The 21702-nt window shown below is 42.8% G+C and carries 22 protein-coding genes; 21 read left to right on the top strand and 1 reads right to left on the bottom strand.

Annotated elements, in window-relative coordinates:
• Positions 1-34: 34 nt before the first annotated feature.
• From rpsB to DW091_RS12255, 13 genes are all read left to right on the top strand, one after another.
• On the top strand, positions 35-814 hold the full coding sequence (gene rpsB / locus DW091_RS12315; protein ID WP_013380801.1) for a 30S ribosomal protein S2: 780 nt from the start codon (positions 35-37) through the stop codon (positions 812-814).
• Positions 815-848: 34 nt separating this feature from the next.
• Positions 849-1490 (top strand): translation elongation factor Ts, encoded by a 642-nt coding sequence (gene tsf / locus DW091_RS12310; RefSeq protein WP_074617316.1) that lies wholly within the window; start codon positions 849-851, stop codon positions 1488-1490.
• A gap of 430 nt (positions 1491-1920) precedes the next feature.
• On the top strand, positions 1921-4320 hold the full coding sequence (locus DW091_RS12305) for an HAD-IC family P-type ATPase (protein WP_118518269.1): 2400 nt from the start codon (positions 1921-1923) through the stop codon (positions 4318-4320).
• Positions 4321-4601: 281 nt separating this feature from the next.
• Positions 4602-5315, top strand: a complete 714-nt coding sequence (gene pyrH / locus DW091_RS12300; protein ID WP_118518268.1) for a UMP kinase — start codon at positions 4602-4604, stop codon at positions 5313-5315.
• Complete coding sequence (gene frr / locus DW091_RS12295) at positions 5315-5872, top strand: ribosome recycling factor (RefSeq protein WP_013380784.1); 558 nt, start codon at positions 5315-5317, stop codon at positions 5870-5872. Before pyrH ends, frr begins: the two co-directional genes overlap by 1 nt.
• A gap of 128 nt (positions 5873-6000) precedes the next feature.
• Entirely contained in the window at positions 6001-6465 is a 465-nt protein-coding gene (gene rimP / locus DW091_RS12290) for a ribosome maturation factor RimP (protein ID WP_058694272.1), read from the top strand.
• A 14-nt stretch (positions 6466-6479) separates the two neighbouring features.
• Positions 6480-7715, top strand: a complete 1236-nt coding sequence (nusA, locus tag DW091_RS12285) for a transcription termination factor NusA (protein ID WP_058694273.1) — start codon at positions 6480-6482, stop codon at positions 7713-7715.
• Between the two features lie 58 nt (positions 7716-7773).
• Positions 7774-8040, top strand: a complete 267-nt coding sequence (locus tag DW091_RS12280; RefSeq protein ID WP_038351432.1) for a YlxR family protein — start codon at positions 7774-7776, stop codon at positions 8038-8040.
• A 75-nt stretch (positions 8041-8115) separates the two neighbouring features.
• Entirely contained in the window at positions 8116-10536 is a 2421-nt protein-coding gene (gene infB / locus DW091_RS12275) for a translation initiation factor IF-2 (RefSeq protein WP_118518267.1), read from the top strand.
• 18 nt (positions 10537-10554) lie between these two features.
• A complete protein-coding gene (gene rbfA, locus DW091_RS12270; protein WP_058694275.1) occupies positions 10555-10947 on the top strand; it encodes a 30S ribosome-binding factor RbfA in 393 nt (130 codons plus the stop codon).
• The gene (locus DW091_RS12265; RefSeq protein ID WP_058694276.1) at positions 10919-11893 is read left to right on the top strand and encodes a bifunctional oligoribonuclease/PAP phosphatase NrnA; all 975 of its coding nucleotides are present in this window, start codon (positions 10919-10921) and stop codon (positions 11891-11893) included. The genes rbfA and DW091_RS12265 overlap by 29 nt, the downstream gene beginning before the upstream one ends.
• The gene (truB, locus tag DW091_RS12260) at positions 11890-12798 is read left to right on the top strand and encodes a tRNA pseudouridine(55) synthase TruB (protein ID WP_096919689.1); all 909 of its coding nucleotides are present in this window, start codon (positions 11890-11892) and stop codon (positions 12796-12798) included. Before DW091_RS12265 ends, truB begins: the two co-directional genes overlap by 4 nt.
• Before the next feature lie 11 nt (positions 12799-12809).
• A complete protein-coding gene (locus DW091_RS12255) occupies positions 12810-13718 on the top strand; it encodes a bifunctional riboflavin kinase/FAD synthetase (RefSeq protein WP_058694278.1) in 909 nt (302 codons plus the stop codon).
• A 54-nt stretch (positions 13719-13772) separates the two neighbouring features.
• Here the strand turns inward: DW091_RS12255 and DW091_RS12250 are convergent, their stop codons facing one another.
• A complete protein-coding gene (locus DW091_RS12250) occupies positions 13773-14732 on the bottom strand; it encodes a sugar-binding transcriptional regulator (RefSeq protein ID WP_074617321.1) in 960 nt (319 codons plus the stop codon).
• 500 nt (positions 14733-15232) lie between these two features.
• On the opposite strand from DW091_RS12250, the gene DW091_RS12245 reads away from it, so the two are divergent.
• The 8 genes from DW091_RS12245 to DW091_RS12210 all read left to right on the top strand — a co-directional run bounded on the left by DW091_RS12245 (position 15233) and on the right by DW091_RS12210 (position 21580).
• Entirely contained in the window at positions 15233-16090 is an 858-nt protein-coding gene (locus tag DW091_RS12245) for a class II fructose-bisphosphate aldolase (RefSeq protein WP_347561019.1), read from the top strand.
• Between the two features lie 3 nt (positions 16091-16093).
• Positions 16094-16807, top strand: a complete 714-nt coding sequence (locus tag DW091_RS12240; RefSeq protein ID WP_118518265.1) for a triose-phosphate isomerase — start codon at positions 16094-16096, stop codon at positions 16805-16807.
• Complete coding sequence (locus DW091_RS12235; RefSeq protein ID WP_347561018.1) at positions 16800-17315, top strand: YjbQ family protein; 516 nt, start codon at positions 16800-16802, stop codon at positions 17313-17315. Before DW091_RS12240 ends, DW091_RS12235 begins: the two co-directional genes overlap by 8 nt.
• 409 nt (positions 17316-17724) lie before the next feature.
• On the top strand, positions 17725-18225 hold the full coding sequence (locus DW091_RS12230) for a transcriptional regulator GutM (protein ID WP_118518264.1): 501 nt from the start codon (positions 17725-17727) through the stop codon (positions 18223-18225).
• A gap of 80 nt (positions 18226-18305) precedes the next feature.
• Entirely contained in the window at positions 18306-18836 is a 531-nt protein-coding gene (locus tag DW091_RS12225) for a PTS glucitol/sorbitol transporter subunit IIC (RefSeq protein ID WP_058694284.1), read from the top strand.
• Positions 18829-19818 (top strand): PTS glucitol/sorbitol transporter subunit IIB, encoded by a 990-nt coding sequence (locus DW091_RS12220; RefSeq protein ID WP_118518263.1) that lies wholly within the window; start codon positions 18829-18831, stop codon positions 19816-19818. Before DW091_RS12225 ends, DW091_RS12220 begins: the two co-directional genes overlap by 8 nt.
• A 14-nt stretch (positions 19819-19832) precedes the next feature.
• Positions 19833-20195 (top strand): PTS glucitol/sorbitol transporter subunit IIA, encoded by a 363-nt coding sequence (locus DW091_RS12215; protein ID WP_074617326.1) that lies wholly within the window; start codon positions 19833-19835, stop codon positions 20193-20195.
• Between the two features lie 83 nt (positions 20196-20278).
• Positions 20279-21580: a hypothetical protein gene (locus DW091_RS12210; RefSeq protein ID WP_058694287.1), complete on the top strand. Its 1302-nt coding sequence runs from the start codon at positions 20279-20281 to the stop codon at positions 21578-21580.
• Positions 21581-21702: the final 122 nt, after the last annotated feature.

The following is a 21702-nucleotide window of genomic DNA, read 5'->3' as shown; positions in this document are numbered from 1 at the left end:
GAAAAATGGAGGAAAAACCTAAGGAGGAATTATTATGGCAGCAGTAACAATGAAACAATTATTAGAAGCGGGTGTACACTTTGGTCACCAGACCAGAAGATGGAACCCTAAAATGGCCCCTTACATTTTCACTGAAAGAAACGGTATTTACATCATTGACTTACAGCAGACAGTGAAAAAAATCGATGTCGCCTGTAACTTCGTTAAAGAAGTAGCAGCAAACGGCGAAAGCATTTTATTTGTCGGCACCAAAAAACAGGCTCAGACCAGCATCGAAAAGGAAGCCAAAAGAAGTGGAAGCTTCTGTGTTAACCATCGTTGGTTAGGTGGTACCTTGACAAACTTCACCACCATCAGCAAACGTATCGAACGCTTAAAAGAATTAAAAGCGATGGAAGAAGACGGAACTTTTGAACTGTTACCGAAAAAAGAAGTTATCAAATTAAAAAGAGAACGTGAAAAACTGCAGAAATTCTTAGGCGGCATTGAAGACATGAAAGAAATGCCAGGCGCAATGATCGTTATCGACAGCAAGAAAGAAAGAATTGCCATTGCAGAAGCACATAAACTGGGTATTCCGATTGTTAGTATTGTCGATACCAACTGTGACCCGGACGAAATTGACTACGTTATTCCTGGAAACGACGATGCAATCCGTGCCGTTGCTTTAATCCTTGGTGTATTAGCAGATGCTATTATTGAAGGAAAACAGGGCGAACAGTTTGAAGAAGCTGTCGTAGAAGAAACTGTTGTAGCTGAAGATGCTTCCGGCGACGTAGTTGTGGAAGAAGTAGTAGAAGTAACTGCTGAATAAGCAGCTTGACATTTGATTAGAGGAGGATACAGACTTGGACGCTAAATTAGTTAAAGAATTAAGAGAAAAAAGCGGCGCAGGCATGATGGACTGCAAAAAAGCTTTGGTTGCAACCGATGGTGACATCCAAAAAGCAATGGAATACTTAAGAGAACAGGGCTTAGCTGCTACCACCAAAAAAGCTGGCCGTGTAGCTGCTGAAGGTGTTGTAGAATCTTACATCCATATGGGCGGTAAGATCGGTGTTTTAGTAGAAATCAACTGTGAAACAGATTTCGTTGCTAAAACCGATGGCTTCAAAGCTTTTGCTAAAGACGTTGCAATGCATATTGCGGCTGCTAACCCAACCTATGTTTCTAAAGAAGAAGTGCCGGAAGCAGAAGTTGAGCATGAAAAAGAAATCCTGAAACATCAGGCATTAAATGAAGGCAAACCCGAAAAAATTGTCGACAAAATGGTTGAAGGCCGTATCGGTAAATTTTACAAGGAAATCTGCCTGCTAGAACAGCCTTTTGTTAAAAACCCAGATATCACCATTGAAGATCTTGTGAAAGAACAGATCATGGCAATCGGTGAAAATGTAAAAATCAGACGCTTTGCCCGCTTCCAGTTAGGCGAAGGCATTGAAAAGAAACAGGAAAACTTTGCAGAAGAAGTAGCTGCGCAGATGAAATAAAGAAAATATCTGTTCACAAAAACCTTTAGTATTTATTTGAACTAAATATAGATATGATAAACCGCCCAAAAACACTGTTTTACTTATGATAGTAAAGAACAGTACTGTTTTTGGACGGTTTTTTCTTTTAAAACAGTTGTTTTTTGGACATCGCATAAACCTGCTTACATTGGTGTGGAGGTGCATATGTTTTTGTGTAGCACACAACAAAAAATTTGTGTAAAAGATGGAATCAAAACTACGGCTAAGTTACACAGAATACTAAGTGTTTTGATTTGTTTAAGTAAAGACAGTAAATGAGAAAGCGGCCTTTTATATATTTAAGTATGTGTATAAGGATGCAAATTGTTAATAAACTTTTAATAATTTCTTTATAAGCAGGTTAGAAAGTCTCGTTACAATAAGGACAGCAAAATAATGGAGGCTGTCAATGACTGAAAAAAATCTTATAAATGGGCTTTCTGAAAAAGAGGTAACACAGCGTGTGCAGAAGGGCAAGCAGAATCTGGCCCAAAGCGTCATGACAAAAACAACGGGTGAGATCATCAGGCGGAATGTTTTCACCTTGTTTAATCTTATGAATTTATTGATCGCTACTGCGCTTTTCTGTGTGGGTGCTTACAGCAATATGGTGTTTATTGGGATCATTATTTTAAACATGATCATTGGTATTGCACAGGAGATCAAGGCTAAGAAAACCGTCGAAAAACTATCGCTTCTATCGGTTCCTTCTGTTACTGTGCTGCGCGACGGAAAAGAAAAGACGATTGCGACTGATGAGGTTGTTCAAGAAGATGTTATGGTTTTGAGCGCAGGTCAGCAGATTTGCTGTGACGGGATAGTGCTCTCTGGCGACGCCGAGGTAAATGAGGCACTCCTGACAGGTGAGGCGGACGCTGTTGGAAAGAGAACCGGCGACGATCTGCTGTCTGGCAGCAGCCTGGTCAGCGGCCGGTGCCTGGCGAAGGTCACTCACGTTGGAGGAGATAATTACGCGTCTAAAATAGCGCGGGAGGCCAAACAGGTAAAGGAACAGAGTTCTGAGCTCATGCAGTCCATGCGTAAGGTAACCCGTATTACCAGTTTGTTTATTATTCCTTTAGGAATTATCTTGTTTCTGGAAGCATTTGTTTTGAGGAGCGATCCGCTTTTCATTTCGGTAGTATCCACTTCTGCTGGCCTGTTAGGAATGCTGCCAAAAGGGTTGGTGCTATTGATCAGCGTATCATTGGCCGGCGGCGTCATTAAGCTGGCAAAAAATAAAATATTGATTCAGGATATGTTTTCTTTAGAGACATTGTCCCATGTAGACGTACTATGCCTCGATAAAACCGGCACATTAACGGAAGGGAAAATGGAGGTAGAAAGGATACTGCCTTTTGAAAACACCATTGCAAAAAAGGTAAAACTTGAGCCATTAATGGGTTCTTTTTTAAAGCACAGTATTGATAATAATGCGACCTTTCAGGCGTTAAAAGCATATTTTAAAGAGAGCAGCACTTATGCTGTATACTCAAGCGTCGCATTTTCCTCTGAACGAAAATGGGCTGCGATGACTTTTGAAAAGGGAGATACACTGGTTATCGGCGCACCGGAAAAAGTGTTACAGGGTGAAATACCCAATGCGTTAAAGACAGAAATAAAAAGAGGCAGGAGGGTGCTTGTCGTGAGTATTGCAAAGGGTACAATGACAAGCCAGACAAATTTATCTGAAACAAAGCTGATCCCCATAGCAGGGATCGTTATTCGGGACCGCATACGCCAGAGCGCACCCCAAATTTTAAATTATTTTAGAAAACAAGGCGTCACCGTTAAAGTAATATCCGGCGACAACCCAGTAACGGCATCCATGGTTGCGAAGGACGCCGGGCTAAAGAATTATGACAAAGCGATTGACATGATGTCTGTGGGTGAAAATGTAGATTTTAGAAAAATTGCAGAAAAATATACGGTGTTTGGAAGAACCACGCCCCAGCAGAAAAAGAAACTGGTTCAGGCATTAAAAGCTGAAGGGCATTCTGTCGCAATGACGGGCGACGGCGTCAATGACCTTTTGGCCTTGAAAGAAGCTGACTGCTCCATTGCTATGGGAAATGGAAGCGATGCGGCCAGGCAGGCTGCACAGGTGGTCTTGCTAGAATCAGACTTTTCGGCGCTGCCAGGACTTTTGTTGGAGGGGCGGCGTGTGGTGAATAATGTTACCCGTGCCGCGGGGGTTTTTTTTATCAAGACGATTTATTCGGTGGTCTTGACGTTCATTTGCGTTTTGACTAACATTGCGTTTCCTTTTCTGCCGATCCAGATTACACTGATCGATGCAGCGATAGAAGCTTATCCTTCATTTGTAACAGCCTTTGAAGCAGATGGACGGAGGATCAGGGAACGGTTTCTGCCATCAGCTTTGCGAAAAGCTCTGCCGAATGCAGTGGCCATTATTGCGGCGTTTTTGCTGATAAACTTCGCAGCAGTGTTGGGTGTGGTTCAAATCGGAATGGTCGAGAAAATAACCATACTTTATTTACTGGCAGGCTTACTCAGTATGCAGGCTGTCATAAAAAATAACATGCCTTTTACAAAGCTGCGTTTGTTTGTTGTGGTCACAATGGCGGCGGGTTATTTTGGAGCAGTCTTTTTATTCAGCCATCTGCTGGGATTGGAGATGGCTCTGAATACCGGGGCGCTTCTGCTATTTGGGGTAGTATTGGTGATTGCCTTTGGCATAGAGCGTATTTTAACAAAATGTGTCAGGAATGATAACGGAAAAAAGGTGGACATTGGTAAACGGCCTTTCTCATCTCGTTGCAGTATTTTTCAAAAAGAACAGCGCTGATAAATGATGAAGCTGTTTTTGCTAATTTCTTGTGAAAGAAGCTTGACGCAAGCGCCTGCTTTAAGTTATAATATAAATGTTCATTATGACTGTATATTAGACAGTTTATGATTGCGTCGGCTCTTTGGCATAAAGGTAAGCCGATACAAACGGTACCTGAATAGATTTGTGATAAAGAGCACGAAAGTGTTCTTTTTTTACAGTTTGGGTTATTCTTGAGCCTGTCTTGAAAAAAAGGGGCTTCTGAGGTATAATCAAACTAAGAATAAAAGGGGGATTATATGGAGACGAAATATAAAAGAATTATTATCAAGCTGAGCGGCGAAGCCCTGTCTGGTAAGATTGGCTTTGGCATTGATCCACCGACGGTACAGCGTATCTGTGAATCTGTAAAAGAGGTTTTTGAGCAGGATGTTGAGATCGCGATTGTTGTAGGCGGCGGCAATTTCTGGAGAGGCCGTTTTGGCGAGGGAATGGATAAATCGACTGCCGATTATATGGGAATGCTTTCCACTGTTATCAACGCGCTGGCACTTCAGGATGTTTTGGAACAGATGGGTGTGCCGGTAAGGGTACAGACCGCCATCGAAATGAAAGAAGTAGCTGAACCTTATATACGCCGCAAAGCAGTCAGACATCTGGAAAAGAAACGCGTGGTTATTTTTGCAGCCGGAACAGGCAATCCATTCTTTACAACGGACACCACAGCGGCGTTGCGTGCAGCCGAGGTAGATGCAGAGATGATCCTTTTGGCTAAGAGTGTGGACGCAGTCTATGACTCCGATCCGGAAGTGAATCCAGACGCTAAAAAATATGATCGTCTGACTTATATTGACGTTATTAACCAGGGATTAAAGGTTATGGATTCCACAGCCATTACCCTGTGTATGGATAATAAAATACCAATCCTTGTTTTCGGCTTGGACCAGCCGGAAAATATTTTAAAAGCCGTTCGCGGCGAAACCATCGGAACAATTATCGAGGAGGCAGAATAATGTTAAACGAAATTAAAGACAGAGCCAATGATAAAATGCAGAAAGCCCTGAATAACTTAAATGAGAGTTTAGGAGGTCTGAGAGCAGGCCGTGCGAACCCTCATATTCTTGATAAAGTTACGGTTGATTATTATGGAGCGGCGACAGCCATCAACCAGCTGGCAAGCGTGGCAGTGCCTGAAGCGCGTATGATCACCATTCAGCCCTATGACAGCACCTCGATCTCTGCGATCGAAAAAGCTATTTTGACTGCGGATCTGGGCTTTAACCCATCGAATGACGGTAAAATCATTCGTCTGATTGTGCCGGAACTGACAGAAGAACGCCGTAAAGAGCTGGTTAAATTAACCAAGAAATATGGTGAAGAATGTAAGGTTGCCATGCGTAATATACGCCGTAAAGCCGTACAGGATCTGAAAGACGCTGAAAAGGAAGGCCTGATCAGTGAGGATGAGCTGCACCAGGGCGAAAAGGAAATTCAGAAGCTAACCGATGATGAAGTGAAAAACATCGAGGGTGTGCTGAAGGAAAAAGAAGCGGAGATCATGGCAGTTTAGCCAGAAGTGATTTGATTGTCAACTGAAACCATCTTGGTTTTATTTGTGAAACTAAATAAGTCTTTCACAAGAGTGGGGAAACCCACTCTTGTGTGTTTTCTGAAGCTTATTAAAATTTAGGAGAATATATGAAAAAACAATCCAAGGAATCAATGCTGGAGGAACTCATTGCACCGGTGGTGGAAGCTGAGGGCTATGAGTGCGTTGATGTTACCTTTGAAAAGGCCGGAAAAGACTGGGTGTTAACTGCCTACATAGATGGGCCGAACGGCATTGGGCTGGATGACTGCGAAGCGGTCAGCCGTAAGCTCAGTGACCTGATGGATGAAAAAGACCCCATTGAGCAGAGCTACCTGTTGGAGGTTTCGTCTCCGGGAATTGACCGTCCCTTAAAAAAGGAGAAGGATTTTGTCCGCAATATGGATAAACGCATTGTGGTCAATTTCTATGCGCCGGTGAATGGCAGTAAACAGTTAAGCGGTATCCTCAAAGGTTACAATGGTGCAACGCTGACCCTACAGCTTGACTCTGAAGAAATGATGGAGCTGGAAATGTCTGCTGTTTCCAAGGTTGCTCCGGAAATTGAATTTTAGGAAGGCGAATAATTATGAATGCAGAGTTTATGAGAGCTCTTGATGCTTTAGAAGCAGAAAAGAACATCGACAAGGAGGAACTGATCGACGCCATTGAGGTATCCATCGAATCCGCCTACAAAAAAAATTATGGCAATGTGCAGGATGTGGATGTAAAGCTCGACCGTGATACGGGAGAAATTACCGTTTATGCAACCCGCGATATTGTCCAAGATGTCGAAAATCTGGAAACACAGATATCCCTCGAAGAGGCGCGTGAGATTGATCCGACCTATGAAGTTGGAGATGTCTACCGTAAGGTTATCACCCCAAGAGATTTTGGACGTATTGCAGCTCAGAATGCAAAGCAGCTCATTGTTCAGCGAATCAAGGAAGCTGAACGCAATATGGTTTATAATGAATACCTGGAACGCCAGGATGAGGTAATGACCGGGATCATCAACCGTATTGAGCGTGGCAATGTATTTGTAGATATTGGAAACAGTGAAGGCTGTATGCCGCCAATGGAACAGGTTCCTGGAGAAAAATACTACCCAGGACAGCGTCTGAAGGTTTATCTGCTCATGGTACGCAAGACCACTAAAGGGCCGCAGCTCAGATTGTCGAGAACACACCCGGGTCTGGTCAAGCGGCTTTTTGAGACCGAAGTGCCGGAAATTTATGATGGGATTGTAGACATTGTGTCTATTTCCAGAGAAGCAGGCTCGAGAACCAAGATTGCCGTTAAAGCCAATGATTCGTCGGTTGATCCGGTTGGGGCCTGTGTTGGACAAAAGGGAATCCGGGTTCAGAACATTATTAATGAGCTGAACGGTGAAAAGATTGATATTATTAAATACAGCGATGATGTACGTGAATACCTGTCTAACGCCCTGAGTCCTGCAAAGATTTACCGGATTCTGCCGAATAAAACCGAAAAAACCGCTATTGCTGTTGTTGATGATTTTCAATTATCACTGGCCATTGGCAAAGAGGGGCAAAACGTGCGGCTGGCGGCAAAGCTGGCATCCTGGAAAATTGATATCAAGAGCAAAAGTGATTATGAGCGTATGCTGGCAGAAAACCCTGACTTTGACGCGGATTATACACACGTGGGAGAAGAAGAGGATATTCTGGATGAGCTGAAAAATGAATTGGACGAGGTACTGGACATTCAGATTGATGAAGATAATGCCGAAAGCCTCGATAATGTACTGGACGATCTGGTAATGACGGACGAATTAGAGGATTTGGATGACTTTTTTGAATAAGTAAAGATTTATCCCATATCTCTGTGATATAATATTATAATGTGTGCAGGAGGAAGCAATGAAAAAAATGCCCGTAAGAACCTGCGTGGTTTGTCATTCAAAAATTGAGAAGAAAAATCTATTGCGTATTGTCTGCAATAAAGACAATGAAATATTCTATGATCCAACGGGAAAAGCCAACGGGCGGGGTGCCTATATCTGTGATGACCCCAAATGTCTGGACGCTTTTCTGAGTAAAAATATTCTTGAAAAAGCTTTTAAACGGCCAATCGACAAAGATACCGTCGAAGAAGTGCGTCAAAAAATAAAAGAACAGCTGTCATAGGCCATAACGGCAGATGAAAAATACAGCTATGGAGAGATCTATGAACAAATAAAAACAATTGAAGGGAGGAATTATATGTCAAAGTTAAGAGTTTATCAATTAGCAAGCGAATACGACGTTCCCAGTAAGGAATTTGTCGATATCTTAAATAAGCATAATATTCCCGTAAAAAATCACATGAGTGTGTTAACAGAACAACAGGTAACTGATTTCAGAAAAGAATACAAAAAAGGTGAAGATACTAAGGAACAGCCAAAAGCAGCACCTAAAGCAGCAGCGCCGAAACAGGAAGCAAAGGCCCGCAAGCCTCAGCAGTCCAAGCAGGACAACAAGTCCCAGCCTAAAGCGCAGCCGCAGTCCAAGCCTCAGCAGCAAGAGCGCAAACCTCAGCAGGGAAAGCCTCAGCAGCAGGAAAGAAAGCCTCAGCAAAGGGACAATAATGCACCTCAGAACCGCCATCCAGCAGATGGCCAGAGAAATGGGAATAACGGCCAGAACCAGCAAAAGAGAAATATCAGCGGACAGGGAAACAACGGAAGCAATAATAACAATCGTCCCAATAATGCCAAAGGCCAGACTGTGCCCAATAACAGCAAGCCAGACCGCAAAAATAAAAACCAGAAAAGAAATAATAACAATAATAATCAGCCCGCTAAAGTAAGAGATCACAGCAAAAAAGGGAAAACGGCCCGCAGTGTTTACAAAAAGATGAAGGATGAGAAGAAGACTGAAAAGATGAAGAATCAGGTCTTTGAGATTCCTGAATTGGTAACCGTTGGAGAGCTGGCAGAAATTCTGGATGTTGGCGCGACCGAAATTATTAAAATTTTAATGATGGCAGGTACCATGGCGACCATTAATCAGCAGATTGATTATGAAACCGCTGAAATTGTGGCGTCTGAGCTGGGCTATGAAGTTAAAGCTGTTAAAATGGAGGATGTCGTCACCAAAATTCTGGAAGAATACGACGAAGAAGATACCGGAAACGAAGTTAAGCGTCCGCCGGTTGTTACTGTTATGGGTCATGTTGACCATGGTAAGACCTCCCTCTTAGACCGTATCCGTAAAGCAAATGTTACAGCCGGTGAAGCTGGCGGGATTACCCAGCATATTGGTGCATATACGGTTACCATCAATGGTGAATCCATCACTTTTATCGATACACCAGGCCATGAGGCATTTACCGCCATGCGTTCCAGAGGGGCGCAGATGACCGATATCGCCATTCTGGTGGTAGCGGCTGACGATGGCGTCATGCCCCAGACTGTGGAAGCCATTAACCATGCCAAGGCGGCCGGCGTTCCGATCATTGTTGCGATTAACAAAATTGATAAAGAAGGCGCCAATCCTGAGCGTGTTAAACAGGAATTAACAGAGCATAATCTGGTAGTCGAAGAATGGGGCGGTGATGTTATCGCTGTGCCGGTTTCAGCCAAGAAGGGCGAAAATATCGATACGCTGCTGGAAATGGTACTGTTAGTTTCCGAAATGGGCGAGTTGACAGCAGATCCTAAGCGTGCAGCCCGTGGAAGCGTTATTGAGGCTCAGGTTAAAAAAGGAAAGGGCGCAACTGCCAGTCTTCTGGTACAGCAGGGGACACTGCACGTGGGAGACTCCATTATCTCAGGTATGACCTATGGTAAAGTTCGTACTATGATCGATGATAAGGGCAAGCGCATTAAAAAAGCTGGTCCATCCACTCCGGTTGAAATTTCCGGTTTGTCGGATATTCCTGTGGCAGGGGATGACTTTATCGTGCTCGAAAATGAAAAAGAAGCACGACAGCTGGCAGAAAAACGCCGTGAAATGGAAAAGGATGCCCGTCAGGCTAAGATGCGCCTGTCTCTGGATGACCTGTTTACAAAGATTCAGGAAGGGCAGATTCAGGATATCAATATCATTATCAAGGCGGATGTTCAGGGTTCCATTGAAGCGATCAAGCAGTCGCTTGAAAAACTGAACACAGATGATGTACGTATTAATGTGATCCATGGTGCAGTTGGCGCGGTTAACGAGACAGACGTTATGCTGGCGTCTACCTCCAATGCAATTATCATTGGCTTTAACGTGCGTCCTGATAAAAATGCGCTGGCGGCGGCAGAAACCGAAGAAGTGGATATCCGTTTATATCGTGTCATCTACGATGCGATCGAAGATGTCAAAAAAGCCATGGAAGGGATGCTGGCACCGGAATTTGTTGAAAAAGTTACCGGGAATGCCGAAGTCCGAGAAGTGTTTAAGATACCTAATGGCAGCATGATTGCCGGTTCCTATGTCACGGATGGTAAGATATCCAGAAACGATGAGGTTCGGATTATTCGCGATGGTATCGTCGTGTTTGAAGGCGAAATCGCGTCCTTAAGACGTTTTAAGGATGATGTCAAAGAGGTTGCCAGTGGGTACGAATGTGGTATCGGAATTGATAAATACAATGATATCAAGATCGGTGATGTTATCGAAACTTTTGTCATGGAAGCCGTGGCAAGAGAACTGTAAAATAAAGGGGGTGCTATTATGGCATCACATCGTATAGAAAAAATTAATGGTCAGATTCAACGTGAGCTGAGTCTGATCATTCAACAAAAAATGAAGGACAGCCGTTTTAATCGTGATACGCTTAGTATTACAAATGTTAAGGCGGCGCCTGATCTCAAAACTGCAACGGTTTATGTCAGTATTTTCGGAACGCCTGAAGAAAAAGAAGAAGTCCTGGGACTCTTAGATAATGCAAAAGGCTTTTTGCGGGCAAACCTTGGGAAAGTGCTTAAGGTTCACTCCATTCCGGCGCTTACTTTCAAATTAGATGATTCTGTAGAATATGGCATGCATATCGACAGTATTTTAGCAAGTCTGAAAAAAGATAAAGGAGCATCTGAGGATGAAGAAGGTACCGACAGAGATTCTTGATTGTATAAAAGAGAATCAGAGCTTTTTGATTCTCGTGCATAATAAACCCGATGGCGATGCCATCGGGTCTGCTATTGCCTTTGGAAAAGGCCTTAAAGCCCTGGGGAAGAACGTCGATTATTACATCGAAACGCCTTTAGAGGATAAGCTTCAGTTTTTCAGTGAAAGCCGCTATTTTGAAGATGAGCTTCGGGATGAATATGACGTTGTAACTTTTCTGGACTGTTCAACAATAGAATATGCGTTTAAGCCAGTCCCGATGGTGGATGCGCGGACGACCATGGTCATAGACCATCACGCCACCAATCAGGGGTATGGCGACATTAATTTTTTAGAGATAACTGCCGCTACTGCTGAACTGGTCTTTCGTATTTTAGATGCTCTGGGCGTTGAACTGGATCCTGAGATGGTTGAGGCTGTTTTTACTGGTATCTCTACCGACACCGGCAGCTTTCAGTTTGCCAATGTTACTGCCGAGACCCATCAGATTTTAAGCCGTCTTTATGAAAAGCGGGATAATTTCGCGGTGTTGTCCAAACGGCTTCACAGCGAGAAAAATTATGCCCAAATGAAGCTGTATGGCAAGGCGGTAGACTCGTTACAGTTGTATGAAGACAATACCCTGGCATGGATCTTTTTAAGCTATGCTGATATTTGTAAATATGGGGGCCCTGTCCAGATAACGGACGATGTTGCCAATATTGGTATGAATGTTATCGGCGTTCAGCTGTCTGCGACAGTAAAAGAAGTAGAATGCGGTATTTACCGTGTTTCACTCCGCTCAAAGACGCCATTTAAAATTGATGTTTCATTGATTGCCCGTAAATACGGAGGCGGAGGCCACATGCGCGCCGCGGGATTTACCTTTAAAGGAGACCTGAAAGCGCTGAAAAAAGAACTGATCGAAGTGATCGAGTACTACAGGAAGCATGAAGAAGATATATGAGTGAGCTAAACGGTTATCTCAATATTTATAAGGAAAAAGGAATGACATCACACGATGTTGTTTTTAAGGCCCGGCAGATATTACACACTAAAAAAATCGGACATACGGGGACGCTGGACCCTAATGCCCAGGGAGTGCTTGTTTTATGTGTGGGTAAAGCCACTAAAGCGGTAGAATATTTAAATGATCTTGATAAGGTTTATGAGGCGGAAATTTTGTTCGGTCAGGAAACGGATACCTGTGACTGCACGGGGACGGTGACCGCAGAGGAGCCGGTACACTTCACCAAAGAAGAATTTTTAAAAGTACTTAAATCTTTTGAGGGAGACAGTATGCAGGTACCGCCCATTTATTCAGCCTTAAAAATCAATGGGCGTAAGCTTTATGACTATGCAAGAGCGGGTGAGAAGGTTGAAATACCGCCGCGGTCCATCCATATCAGCCGGATAGAAGCAATAGAGATGGGTGAACTGCCTTATAAGGCACGTTTTGTTGTAGAATGCTCTAAAGGTACATATATCCGTTCTCTTTGCCGCGATATCGGTAAAAAATTGGGGACGGCAGCCTGTATGGGAGACCTTTACCGTAAAAGGGTTGGGGATTTTAGAATAGAGAATGCACTGCACTTATCCCAGCTTAAAAATTTAATGCTGGTCGGCCGTGCCCAGTGCTTTTTTCATGAGCCAGAGTATGCGCTGGAAAAGTTCAGAATGGTAGCGGCCAACGAACGGGGCGGCCGTTTTCTGAGGAGCGGCAACCGTTTGTATCAGTGGAATGCTGTAGAAAATTTTGCGGACTTTGAAGACAGTGAAATTCTGCGTCTCTATGACCAGGAAGAATTTGTAGGTATTGGCCGGTTTTGCGCTGGCGAGGAACCCTATGTTCAACCAATTAAAATGTTTTAGGGAGAATAACCATGAATACCGAAATTAATCCAAATGAAAAAATTGTATTGGCTCTTGGCTTCTTTGATGGTGTGCACTTGGGGCATCAGGAGCTTATTAATGCCACCATCAGAAAAGCAAAAGAGCTGAATTGTGCCAGTGGTGTCATGACCTTTGCAGAGCATCCGCTGACCCATATTTTCCCAGCATACTCACCGTGGCTTATTACCACGAATGAAGAAAAAGTCCGGATTATGAAAGACTTGGGAATTGATTATGTTTTTTTGAATCCTTTTAATGATCAGCTGATGTGCTACAGTCCAAAAGCTTTTATACGGGACTATTTGCTGCAAAAGTATAATGTTGTTCATATTGTGGTCGGTTTTAACTATAGCTTTGGCTTTAAAGGCGAAGGGGATATCCAGATGCTCACAGAGTTTGGAAAGCGTTTTAACTTTGGGGTGACCGTTATTCCGCCGTGTATTATCGACGGACAATCAGTTAGCAGCACCCTGATTCGGGAGCTCATCGGCACGGGAAAAGTAAATGAAGTATCGACTTTTTTAGGCCGGGATTACAGCATTGAGGGGACCATTGTAAAAGGGAAAGGTCTTGGGCATACCTTTGATATTCCTACTGCCAATTTGAAAATGAAAGAAAAAGTCATTCTTCCCAGCAGTGGTGTTTACTATACAAAGATAAGGGTTCGTGGCCAGGAACACGATGGGCTTACTAATTTAGGGTTTAATCCCACTTTTGAAAAGCATCCCTATAGTATTGAGACCTACATTTATGATTTTGATGAGAATATTTACGGTGATTACGTTACCCTGACTTTTAAGGAGAGAGTTCGTGGTGAAATTAAATTTGATAATCTCGGCGATCTGGTAGCCCAAATTAAAAGTGATATCCGTAATATCCATACGCGTTACAGGAAGTAGCGATAAAAGGGTGACCGCCCGTTTCGGGCGGTCACCCTTTTATGTTGTAAAAAATTATTCACTTTTCATACGGTCCAGAATCTGTGCACAAGCATAATCGGTAATCAGCACATTAATATAACCGCCGTTAATGGCGCCGGAAATGGCAACCGGCTTGTCAACCCCGCCGCAGACACCGATAGAGTATTTCGTGTTTTTGAGCACGCCCAGGTCAATGGACATCATTTTTTCATTATATTCAAATTTATCGATATTACCGTTTTCGTCATAGAAAACCATACAGATATCACCGCACATTTTCTGTTCGCGAATCTCTTCAAACATTTCTGGGGTAAAGTAACCGGTTTTTATAATGGTAGAATTGCTGGTAGGTGCGCCAATACCTAAAATCGCGATGTCCATGCGCTTAGCCTTTTTAAAAACGCGCTGAATGCTGTTTTCTTTCATCAACTCAATTTTCGTGTTTTTTCTGGAGATCATGGCAGGAGCATGAAGCGGATAATAAATACCTCCAAATGCGCGGGCCATGGATTCAGCAATATAGTTGCTGTGTAGTTCAGTGGCGACAGTGCCAATGCCTCCAATCAAAGGGACAAAGGTAAGGTTAGAGTGGTAGGAATTATTGGCGTGAGGCGCAATCTGCGCGACTGTAGTCCCCATGGTAACGCCAATAACATCGCCGTCACGTATAATTCGTGAAAGATATTGAGCGGCGGCTTTGCCCATAAGCGCTTTGGTTTCGGCTGTGTCCTCTAGGGTTTCTACAATGAAAACCTCTTTCAATCCATATTTTTCTTCTAATAGCTGTTCCAGCTGAAAGTATTTACGTCCAGTGGTGTCCGATACGGTAATGGTAACAATGCCGTGTTCTCTGGCAGCGCTTAACAGTTTGGAAATGGTAGGACGGGAAATGGATAGCTTATTGGCAATATCCTGCTGGCTCATGTTTTTATTGTAGTACATATCGCTGACGCGCAGCATCATACGTTCATCCTCAATAATGTTTTTTTTCATTGAAAACTCCTCGATTCTATGTATCAGTTCATTTGAATTTTAACACAGCTTCCTTAGAAAAACCATTGTTTTTAGTTGTAATTTAACAAATGTTTTAAATAGAATAAACGATAAAAAGAAAATAAAGAAAAGTTAAAATAATTTAAAATCGTAAAAATAAAAACTAAAAATATTTTACAAACGTTCTGATTGCTAATAAAGATATATTTTTTATTTTTAAAGAAAAAACATATTTGTTTGAAAATTGGCTTATATAAAAGGAAAATCAGGTGTTTGATTAGAAAAAAAGAAATATCAAAAAAGAAATAAATAACAAATGTAAAAAATAGATGTCGCTTCTTAAAATAATTTTTAATTGGAGTTTAAAATTTGACAAAAAATAAAAAACACATATAATCATAAGTAGGCAAGAACAAAAAAGACTTACAGGAACATATGTTATAAAAAAGGAGAGCTCACCTTTTGCCTGTTTAGCGGCGGATATCGCCAGCTTTTATTCTATGGAGGGATTAATTATGTTAGTAACATCAAAGGAATTGTTTAAAAAAGCTCAAGAGAAGCATTTTGCAATACCAGCAGCTAATTTTATTGATTTAGAATCATTGAAATGGCATGTGGAGGTAGCGGAAAAACTAGGCTTTCCTCTTATTCTGGCTTTGGCGGAAAGCCATCTGGGAGAAGACATTAATCTGGAGGATGCAGCCCTTGTTGGCAAAAAATATGCCGAAGCTGCAAGTGTTCCGGTGGTTTTACATCTGGATCACGGTGCGACACCGGAATTAATTAAAAAAGCGATTGATCTGGGTTTTTCTTCAGTTATGATTGATGCTTCGATGGAAAGCTTTGATATCAATGTTGCAAGAACGAAGGAGATTATTGATTACGCGCACCCGAGAGGTGTGGTAGTAGAGGCAGAAATCGGACATGTAGGCGCTGGAGAAAACTATGAGAATCATGATGAAACAGACTCAAAATATACCACGGTAGAGGATGCTGAAAACTTTATTAAAGCGACAAATGTTGATTCCCTGGCGATTTCGATCGGGACAGCCCACGGCATGTATAAAGGAATTCCTGAGATTAACTTCGGCCGTTTAAAAGAAATAGCTGCGGCAGTAAGCACACCCCTGGTTCTTCATGGCGGTTCCTCGTCTGGCGATGATAATTTGAACAAGTGCGCCGTAAGCGGCATTTCTAAGATTAACATTTTTTCTGACTTTCTGGCCGGCGCTATGGAAAACCTGAATAAACAAAAACCTGATAATTATCTGGATGTTAAAAGGGCTTCCAAAGAGGGCATGCAGAAGACCCTTGAGCATTATTATGGTGTTTTTGAGACTAAAACAGTGGAGGTATAGATAATGAGAAAAGTAAGAACGCCTTTTTTGATCGTGAACCCAAAATCCTACCTTTATGGTGAAAAAAGCTTAGAATTGGCCAAAGCCGCCGACAAGGTGGCAGAGGATACCGGAGTTGAAATTTTCTTTACCTGTCCCTTTGCGGATATTCGCTATATTGCAGAAAATACCAAAAATATTATTGTGACAGCTCAGCATATGGAGTCACTGCGTCCGGGAAGAGGTATGGGACATGTGCTGCCAGAATCTTTAAAAGCTGCGGGAGCAGAAGCTGTTTTTTTGAATCACGCAGAGAACAGCTGTACAGTGGCAGAGCTCTACGCTGCAATGAACCGTGCAAAAGAACTTGAGATGCTCACGGTTGTCTGTGCGGACTCGGTTGTAGAATCAAGGGCGATTGCGGAAATGAAGCCTGATATTTTATTGTCTGAACCAACAGACCTTATCGGCACTGGAGAAACGGCGGATGACAGCTATGTGCTGGAAACAACTGAACAGATTCATGCCGTGAATCCGGAAATTATGATCATGATCGCCTCAGGCGTTAATTCTCCAGAGGATGTTTACAATATTATTAAGCTGGGCGCGGATGGTACCGGTGCGACTTCTGGGATTATCGGCGCGCCAGATCCGACCCGGATGGTACGCGATATGGCAGAAGCCATGGCAAAGGCCGATAAAGAGAAGAAAGGGGAACAATGCAATGAAGATGTATAAAGAACAAATTGAACTGGAATCTCACGGTGGCAGACCAACTTATTTTGACATTACGCCACAACTAAAAAAAATTATTCAGGAGAGTGGTATTCAGGACGGTATCTGTGCTGTCTCCTCACCGCATACAACCTGTGCCGTTTTTTTTGAGGAGTTTGTCCACGATTATACCGAAGAAGGGGATGAATTTTTGCAGGTCGATCTGAATAACGGGCTTAATAAAATTTTTCCGAAGCATGAAACAGCGGACCAGTATCTTTATCCGGGTGAAGAACATTATCGAGAGGTTGAATCCTGGCCGAATGCTGAAACTTATCTTCCGGGAGGTGACCGGACACAGCTTTTCAATTGTGATGCTCATCTGAAGGCGACGATTATCGGCTCAAGTGAGGTTTTTGATGTGGAAAAAGGAAATCTTGGCGTTGGTGTGACGGGATATGCTTATTTTGTTGATTTTGACTGCTCGCGCCCAAGACCAAGAAAATGTAAGGTCTGCGTGATTGGCGAATAGCTATTAATAAAATATAAGAGGTGCCACGTTCTCTGTTTTGATGAGAATGTGGCGCTTTTTTTCTTCCTAAAACAGTTAAGAACAAAATTTATATAAAGTGTTTTTTGTTTTTGTAAATTATCGATGATTGTTAAACAAATAACATCTTTAAATTATCATTTGTAAATTATAAAACACTAATCTAAAATGACATTATTTTAACAAATAAGACAAATAATGCGAAAGAAAACGAGTACATTCGGCTAAATTAAGCCAAAGTTATATAAATTTTGATAAACAAAGATGCTGTCAAAAACAAAATAACTGATTGACATTTACAAATGTGCATTATATAATTCAACTAAAGCCAGGAACAAAAGACAAAAATAAAGGCATTTGGACTTAAAAAACAAAAAAGGGGTAAAGGAAAATGCAAAGGAATTTATTGTTTTTAGTTGTATTTGCGTTGATGGCGCTTCAGATGATACTCAGTCTATTTCAGATAAAGCGCTATCAACGGGAACTGGGTAAGCTAAGAGGGACCGGTACCATTGGTATTGGGCATACGAAAGGAGGGCTGAAGGCAGGACAAATTTTGATTGTGTCTTATAGCAGGCGTAAAAACCAGGTAGTAGCTTACCGTCAGATGAAGGGGCTTACAATCTTTGCAGGGTTTAAAACAAAAGAAATCATGCTCGGAAAGAGTCTGTCAGATTTAAAAAGAATTGGTCTGGAAGAAGATGCTAAAGAATTTCGGCGTAGAAGACGGAGACATCCCTATGATCCGGAAGAAATGACTAAAAAAAAGGGAGCCCTGATTCAGGCTGTAGAGTCTATCGAGAAAAGACTTGCTGTAGAAGATACACAAACGGAGAATAAAAAACGAATGCTTGAATGTACTGGACAACTTACGGCTAAAGAGTCAATGTAAATAATGAGCTGTATGTAGATTACGGTAGTTCCGCTTACATAACAGCGATTATTAAAAAAGAAAAGAACGAGGAGGTAATTATGGAATTCTTATCAAATTTAGCGACTTCATTCATTGGGCTGTTTCAAATCGGGGGTGAACAGTTTGTTGGCTACATCACCGGAATCATTCCAACGCTTGTTTGTCTGATCACAGCGGTTAATGCTCTGATCGCGATCATCGGCCAGGACAAGGTTGATAAGCTGGGAATTATCTGCAGTAAAAACTTTTTACTCAGGTATACGCTGCTGCCAATCCTGTCAATGTTTTTCCTGTGTAACCCAATGGCTTACACAATGGGGCGTTTCCTGGATGAAAAATACAAGCCTGCATTTTATGATGCGGCAGTGTCCTTCTGTCATCCAATCACAGGTCTGTTCCCCCATGCAAACGCTGGTGAATACTTTGTTTACGGCGGGATTGCGGCAGGGCTCACAACCTTAGGCAAAGATCTTGGACCATTGGCGATTCGCTACTTTATCGTTGGTGTTATCGTAATACTGATCCGCGGGATTATCTGCGAAAGATTGACCATTAAATTTATGAAAAAGGGGGAAAACGCAAATGTATAAAGCCGTTAAAGTATCAAAGGGTTCTTCAGGCTGGGGTGGCCCGCTGGTTATCCAGCCAACCGAAAAGCGCAGTAAGATCGTTTCTGTTACAGGCGGCGGTATTGACCCGCTTACGAAGAGAATTGCGGAGCTAACCGGAGCGACGGCAGTTGACGGCTTCTCGACCGGTGTTCCTGATGATGAATTCGCCTGCGTGGTCATTGACTGTGGTGGTACGGCACGATGCGGTGTTTACCCTAAAAAGCAGATACCGACTATTAACATTACTTCAGTAGGTCAGAGCGGCCCATTAGCTAAGTTTATCACTGAGGATATTTATGTGTCGGGCGTAAAGCCGGACAATATTCAGCTGGCAGATGGCTCTGAAGCACCCATCGCCACAGAGAAAACAATCCAGCAGGAAAAGCAGAAGAAAGAAGAAAGCAAAAAGAAGGAAAGCGCTAAAGGAGAAAAGAAAGAAAGCATTATCGTGCGGCTTGGTAAAGGCGTTGGCGGCGTCGTAGGTAAGTTCTTCCAGGCAGGCCGTGATACCATTGATATGGTGATCCGTAATATTCTCCCGTTTATGGCCTTTGTTGCCATGCTTATCGGGATTATTCAGGGAACCGGTCTTGGTGACTGGATCGCAAACACTATTTCGCCGCTTGCAAATACACTCCCAGGTTTGCTGGTTATCTGTATTATTTGTGCCATACCAATCATTTCTCCAATTATTGGGCCAGGCGCTGTTATTGCCCAGGTGGTCGGCGTTTTAATTGGCCAGCAGATTGGCGTGGGCGCCATCAATCCGTCTCTGGCATTACCAGCGCTCTTCGCCATTGATGCACAGGTAGGCTGTGACTTTGTACCAGTTGGCCTTTCTCTTGGAGAAGCAGAACCGGAAACCATTGACGCCGGTGTGCCCGCTGTGCTGTTTGAACGCTTGATAACAGGTCCTGTAGCTGTTTTGATCGCTTATGCTTTCAGCATTGGGTTATATTAAAAGGCAGGGATGAAATGGACTATAAAAGTACTGTAACAACCATTGGACCGCTGGTAGAGGAAATGGCGGCAGAAGGAAATTTTATAATCGTATTTAATGAAAATGCGCCGGAATCTCTGGCAGAGATGTCCATTCTTCATACTATCTGTGAAATGGATCAGGAAATTAAGCCAGGAGATGTGGTCATTTTTGGCAATAATCAATATATTGTTACCGCAGTAGGTGAGGAAGCAAACCATACTTTAAAGGCTATGGGGCACTGTTCTTTTAAATTTACAGGACGAGAGAATGTGGAACTGCCAGGGCAGATTGAACTGTCTGGCGGGGATATCCCGGAAATAAAGCCTGGAGATCAGTTTGAAATTTTATTCACTTAATCTGGCAAAAAAGAACAGATTCGTATTAATCTGCCAGATAAAAATTGTTTAACAAATTTTTAATATAGAAAGAGGTATTTAAAATGATTAACATGATGTACAAGCTGCAGAAGTTGGAAGACGAAGGCAAACCAATTAAAGCCAGTATCGTTGGCGCAGGCCAGATGGGTTGTGGCATGGCCGCTCAAATGACAGTCATGAAAGGGATGGACCCGGTTGTTGTGGTTGACGTTGTGCTTGAAAATGCAAAACGTGCATACCTGGATTCCGGTTATAAAGAAGGCGAAGATTTTGTAGAAGCAGAAACGGTCGAAGAAGCCAATAAGCTTTTGGCACAGGGCAAGTTTATCGTTACAAAAAATAATGAAATCGCAACGAAATGCGATATTATTGATTGTGCTGTCGACGCAACGGGTGTACCGGAAGTCGGGGCCAAGGTTGCGATGGACGCCATCAACGCCGGTAAACACATTTGTATGTTAAATGTTGAAACCGACGTATGCATTGGTCATCTTTTATACAAACTGGCCAACAATGCCGGCGTTGTCTACACAGGCTCCGCAGGGGATGAACCCGGGGCTGTTGTAGAAATGTATGATTATGCAAAAGGTCTTGGATTTGATGTCAAGGTTGTTGGTAAAGGAAAGAACAATCCACTGGCATTGGATTGCACACCAGAAACCGTAGCAGAAATCGCAAAAGAAAAAGGCGCTTCTCCAAAGATGATCTGCGCCTTTAAGGACGGCACTAAAACCATGGTTGAGATGACAGCTATGGCCAACGCCACTGGTTTTGTACCAGATGTTACCGGTGCACACGGTGCAGAAAGCGATGTCGCCCATCTGAATGATGTATTAAGCCTTAAGAGTGAAGGCCGCGGCGGTGTGTTAGACAACTATGGTGTTATTGAATATATCAATGGCGTGGCGCCTGGCGTGTTTGTAATCATCGGAACAGATCAGCCGGATATTGCAGCAGAGCTCACTTATCTGAGCATGGGACCTGGACCAAACTATACACTGTACCGTCCATATCACTTAACTTCTTTAGAAACGCCAATGTCTGTGGCAAAGGCCTGCATTGATCATGAACCAACCATTGTACCACGCTGTGGACGTGTGGCTGAAACCATTGCTGTCGCTAAAAAGGATATGAAAGCCGGCGAAATGTTAGATGGTATTGGCGGGTACACTATCCGGGGAACCTTTATGGCTGCTTCAGAAGCGGACAGACAGAATGCGCTTCCGATGGGTCTTGTTGATAAGAAAACACAGCTGGTCCATGATAAAAAAGCCGGGGAAGTCATCACCTATGACGATGTTGTTCTGAACAATGATAACCTGATTGTACAACTGCGCAAATTACAGGACGAATTATTTATCTAACGTTTACCCCTTGCCCGGACAGGATGTGAAAACAGCAAGCGTTTTAAAACCTGTCTGGGCGTTTTTTAAAAAGCCTGCAAATAAAAAGTCAAGGAGAAAATGAAAAAAGATAATACTGAAAA

The organism is Eubacterium sp. AM05-23, from assembly GCF_003477535.1.
Lineage (GTDB): Bacteria > Bacillota > Clostridia > Eubacteriales > Eubacteriaceae > Eubacterium > Eubacterium maltosivorans.
Note: the sequence above shows the minus strand (reverse complement) of the source record. Positions and strands in the feature narration are given on the sequence as shown.

Bases quoted from the DNA above. Each gene is read 5' to 3' on its own strand.
- rpsB (WP_013380801.1), top strand. From the start codon at position 35: ATGGCAGCAGTAACAATGAAACAATTATTAGAAGCGGGTGTACACTTT.
- DW091_RS12305 (WP_118518269.1), top strand. From the start codon at position 1,921: ATGACTGAAAAAAATCTTATAAATGGGCTTTCTGAAAAAGAGGTAACA.
- pyrH (WP_118518268.1), top strand. From the start codon at position 4,602: ATGGAGACGAAATATAAAAGAATTATTATCAAGCTGAGCGGCGAAGCC.
- frr (WP_013380784.1), top strand. From the start codon at position 5,315: ATGTTAAACGAAATTAAAGACAGAGCCAATGATAAAATGCAGAAAGCC.
- rimP (WP_058694272.1), top strand. From the start codon at position 6,001: ATGAAAAAACAATCCAAGGAATCAATGCTGGAGGAACTCATTGCACCG.
- nusA (WP_058694273.1), top strand. From the start codon at position 6,480: ATGAATGCAGAGTTTATGAGAGCTCTTGATGCTTTAGAAGCAGAAAAG.
- DW091_RS12280 (WP_038351432.1), top strand. From the start codon at position 7,774: ATGAAAAAAATGCCCGTAAGAACCTGCGTGGTTTGTCATTCAAAAATT.
- infB (WP_118518267.1), top strand. From the start codon at position 8,116: ATGTCAAAGTTAAGAGTTTATCAATTAGCAAGCGAATACGACGTTCCC.
- rbfA (WP_058694275.1), top strand. From the start codon at position 10,555: ATGGCATCACATCGTATAGAAAAAATTAATGGTCAGATTCAACGTGAG.
- DW091_RS12265 (WP_058694276.1), top strand. From the start codon at position 10,919: ATGAAGAAGGTACCGACAGAGATTCTTGATTGTATAAAAGAGAATCAG.
- truB (WP_096919689.1), top strand. From the start codon at position 11,890: ATGAGTGAGCTAAACGGTTATCTCAATATTTATAAGGAAAAAGGAATG.
- DW091_RS12255 (WP_058694278.1), top strand. From the start codon at position 12,810: ATGAATACCGAAATTAATCCAAATGAAAAAATTGTATTGGCTCTTGGC.
- DW091_RS12250 (WP_074617321.1), bottom strand. From the start codon at position 14,732: ATGAAAAAAAACATTATTGAGGATGAACGTATGATGCTGCGCGTCAGC.
- DW091_RS12245 (WP_347561019.1), top strand. From the start codon at position 15,233: ATGGAGGGATTAATTATGTTAGTAACATCAAAGGAATTGTTTAAAAAA.
- DW091_RS12240 (WP_118518265.1), top strand. From the start codon at position 16,094: ATGAGAAAAGTAAGAACGCCTTTTTTGATCGTGAACCCAAAATCCTAC.
- DW091_RS12235 (WP_347561018.1), top strand. From the start codon at position 16,800: ATGTATAAAGAACAAATTGAACTGGAATCTCACGGTGGCAGACCAACT.
- DW091_RS12230 (WP_118518264.1), top strand. From the start codon at position 17,725: ATGCAAAGGAATTTATTGTTTTTAGTTGTATTTGCGTTGATGGCGCTT.
- DW091_RS12225 (WP_058694284.1), top strand. From the start codon at position 18,306: ATGGAATTCTTATCAAATTTAGCGACTTCATTCATTGGGCTGTTTCAA.
- DW091_RS12220 (WP_118518263.1), top strand. From the start codon at position 18,829: ATGTATAAAGCCGTTAAAGTATCAAAGGGTTCTTCAGGCTGGGGTGGC.
- DW091_RS12215 (WP_074617326.1), top strand. From the start codon at position 19,833: ATGGACTATAAAAGTACTGTAACAACCATTGGACCGCTGGTAGAGGAA.
- DW091_RS12210 (WP_058694287.1), top strand. From the start codon at position 20,279: ATGATTAACATGATGTACAAGCTGCAGAAGTTGGAAGACGAAGGCAAA.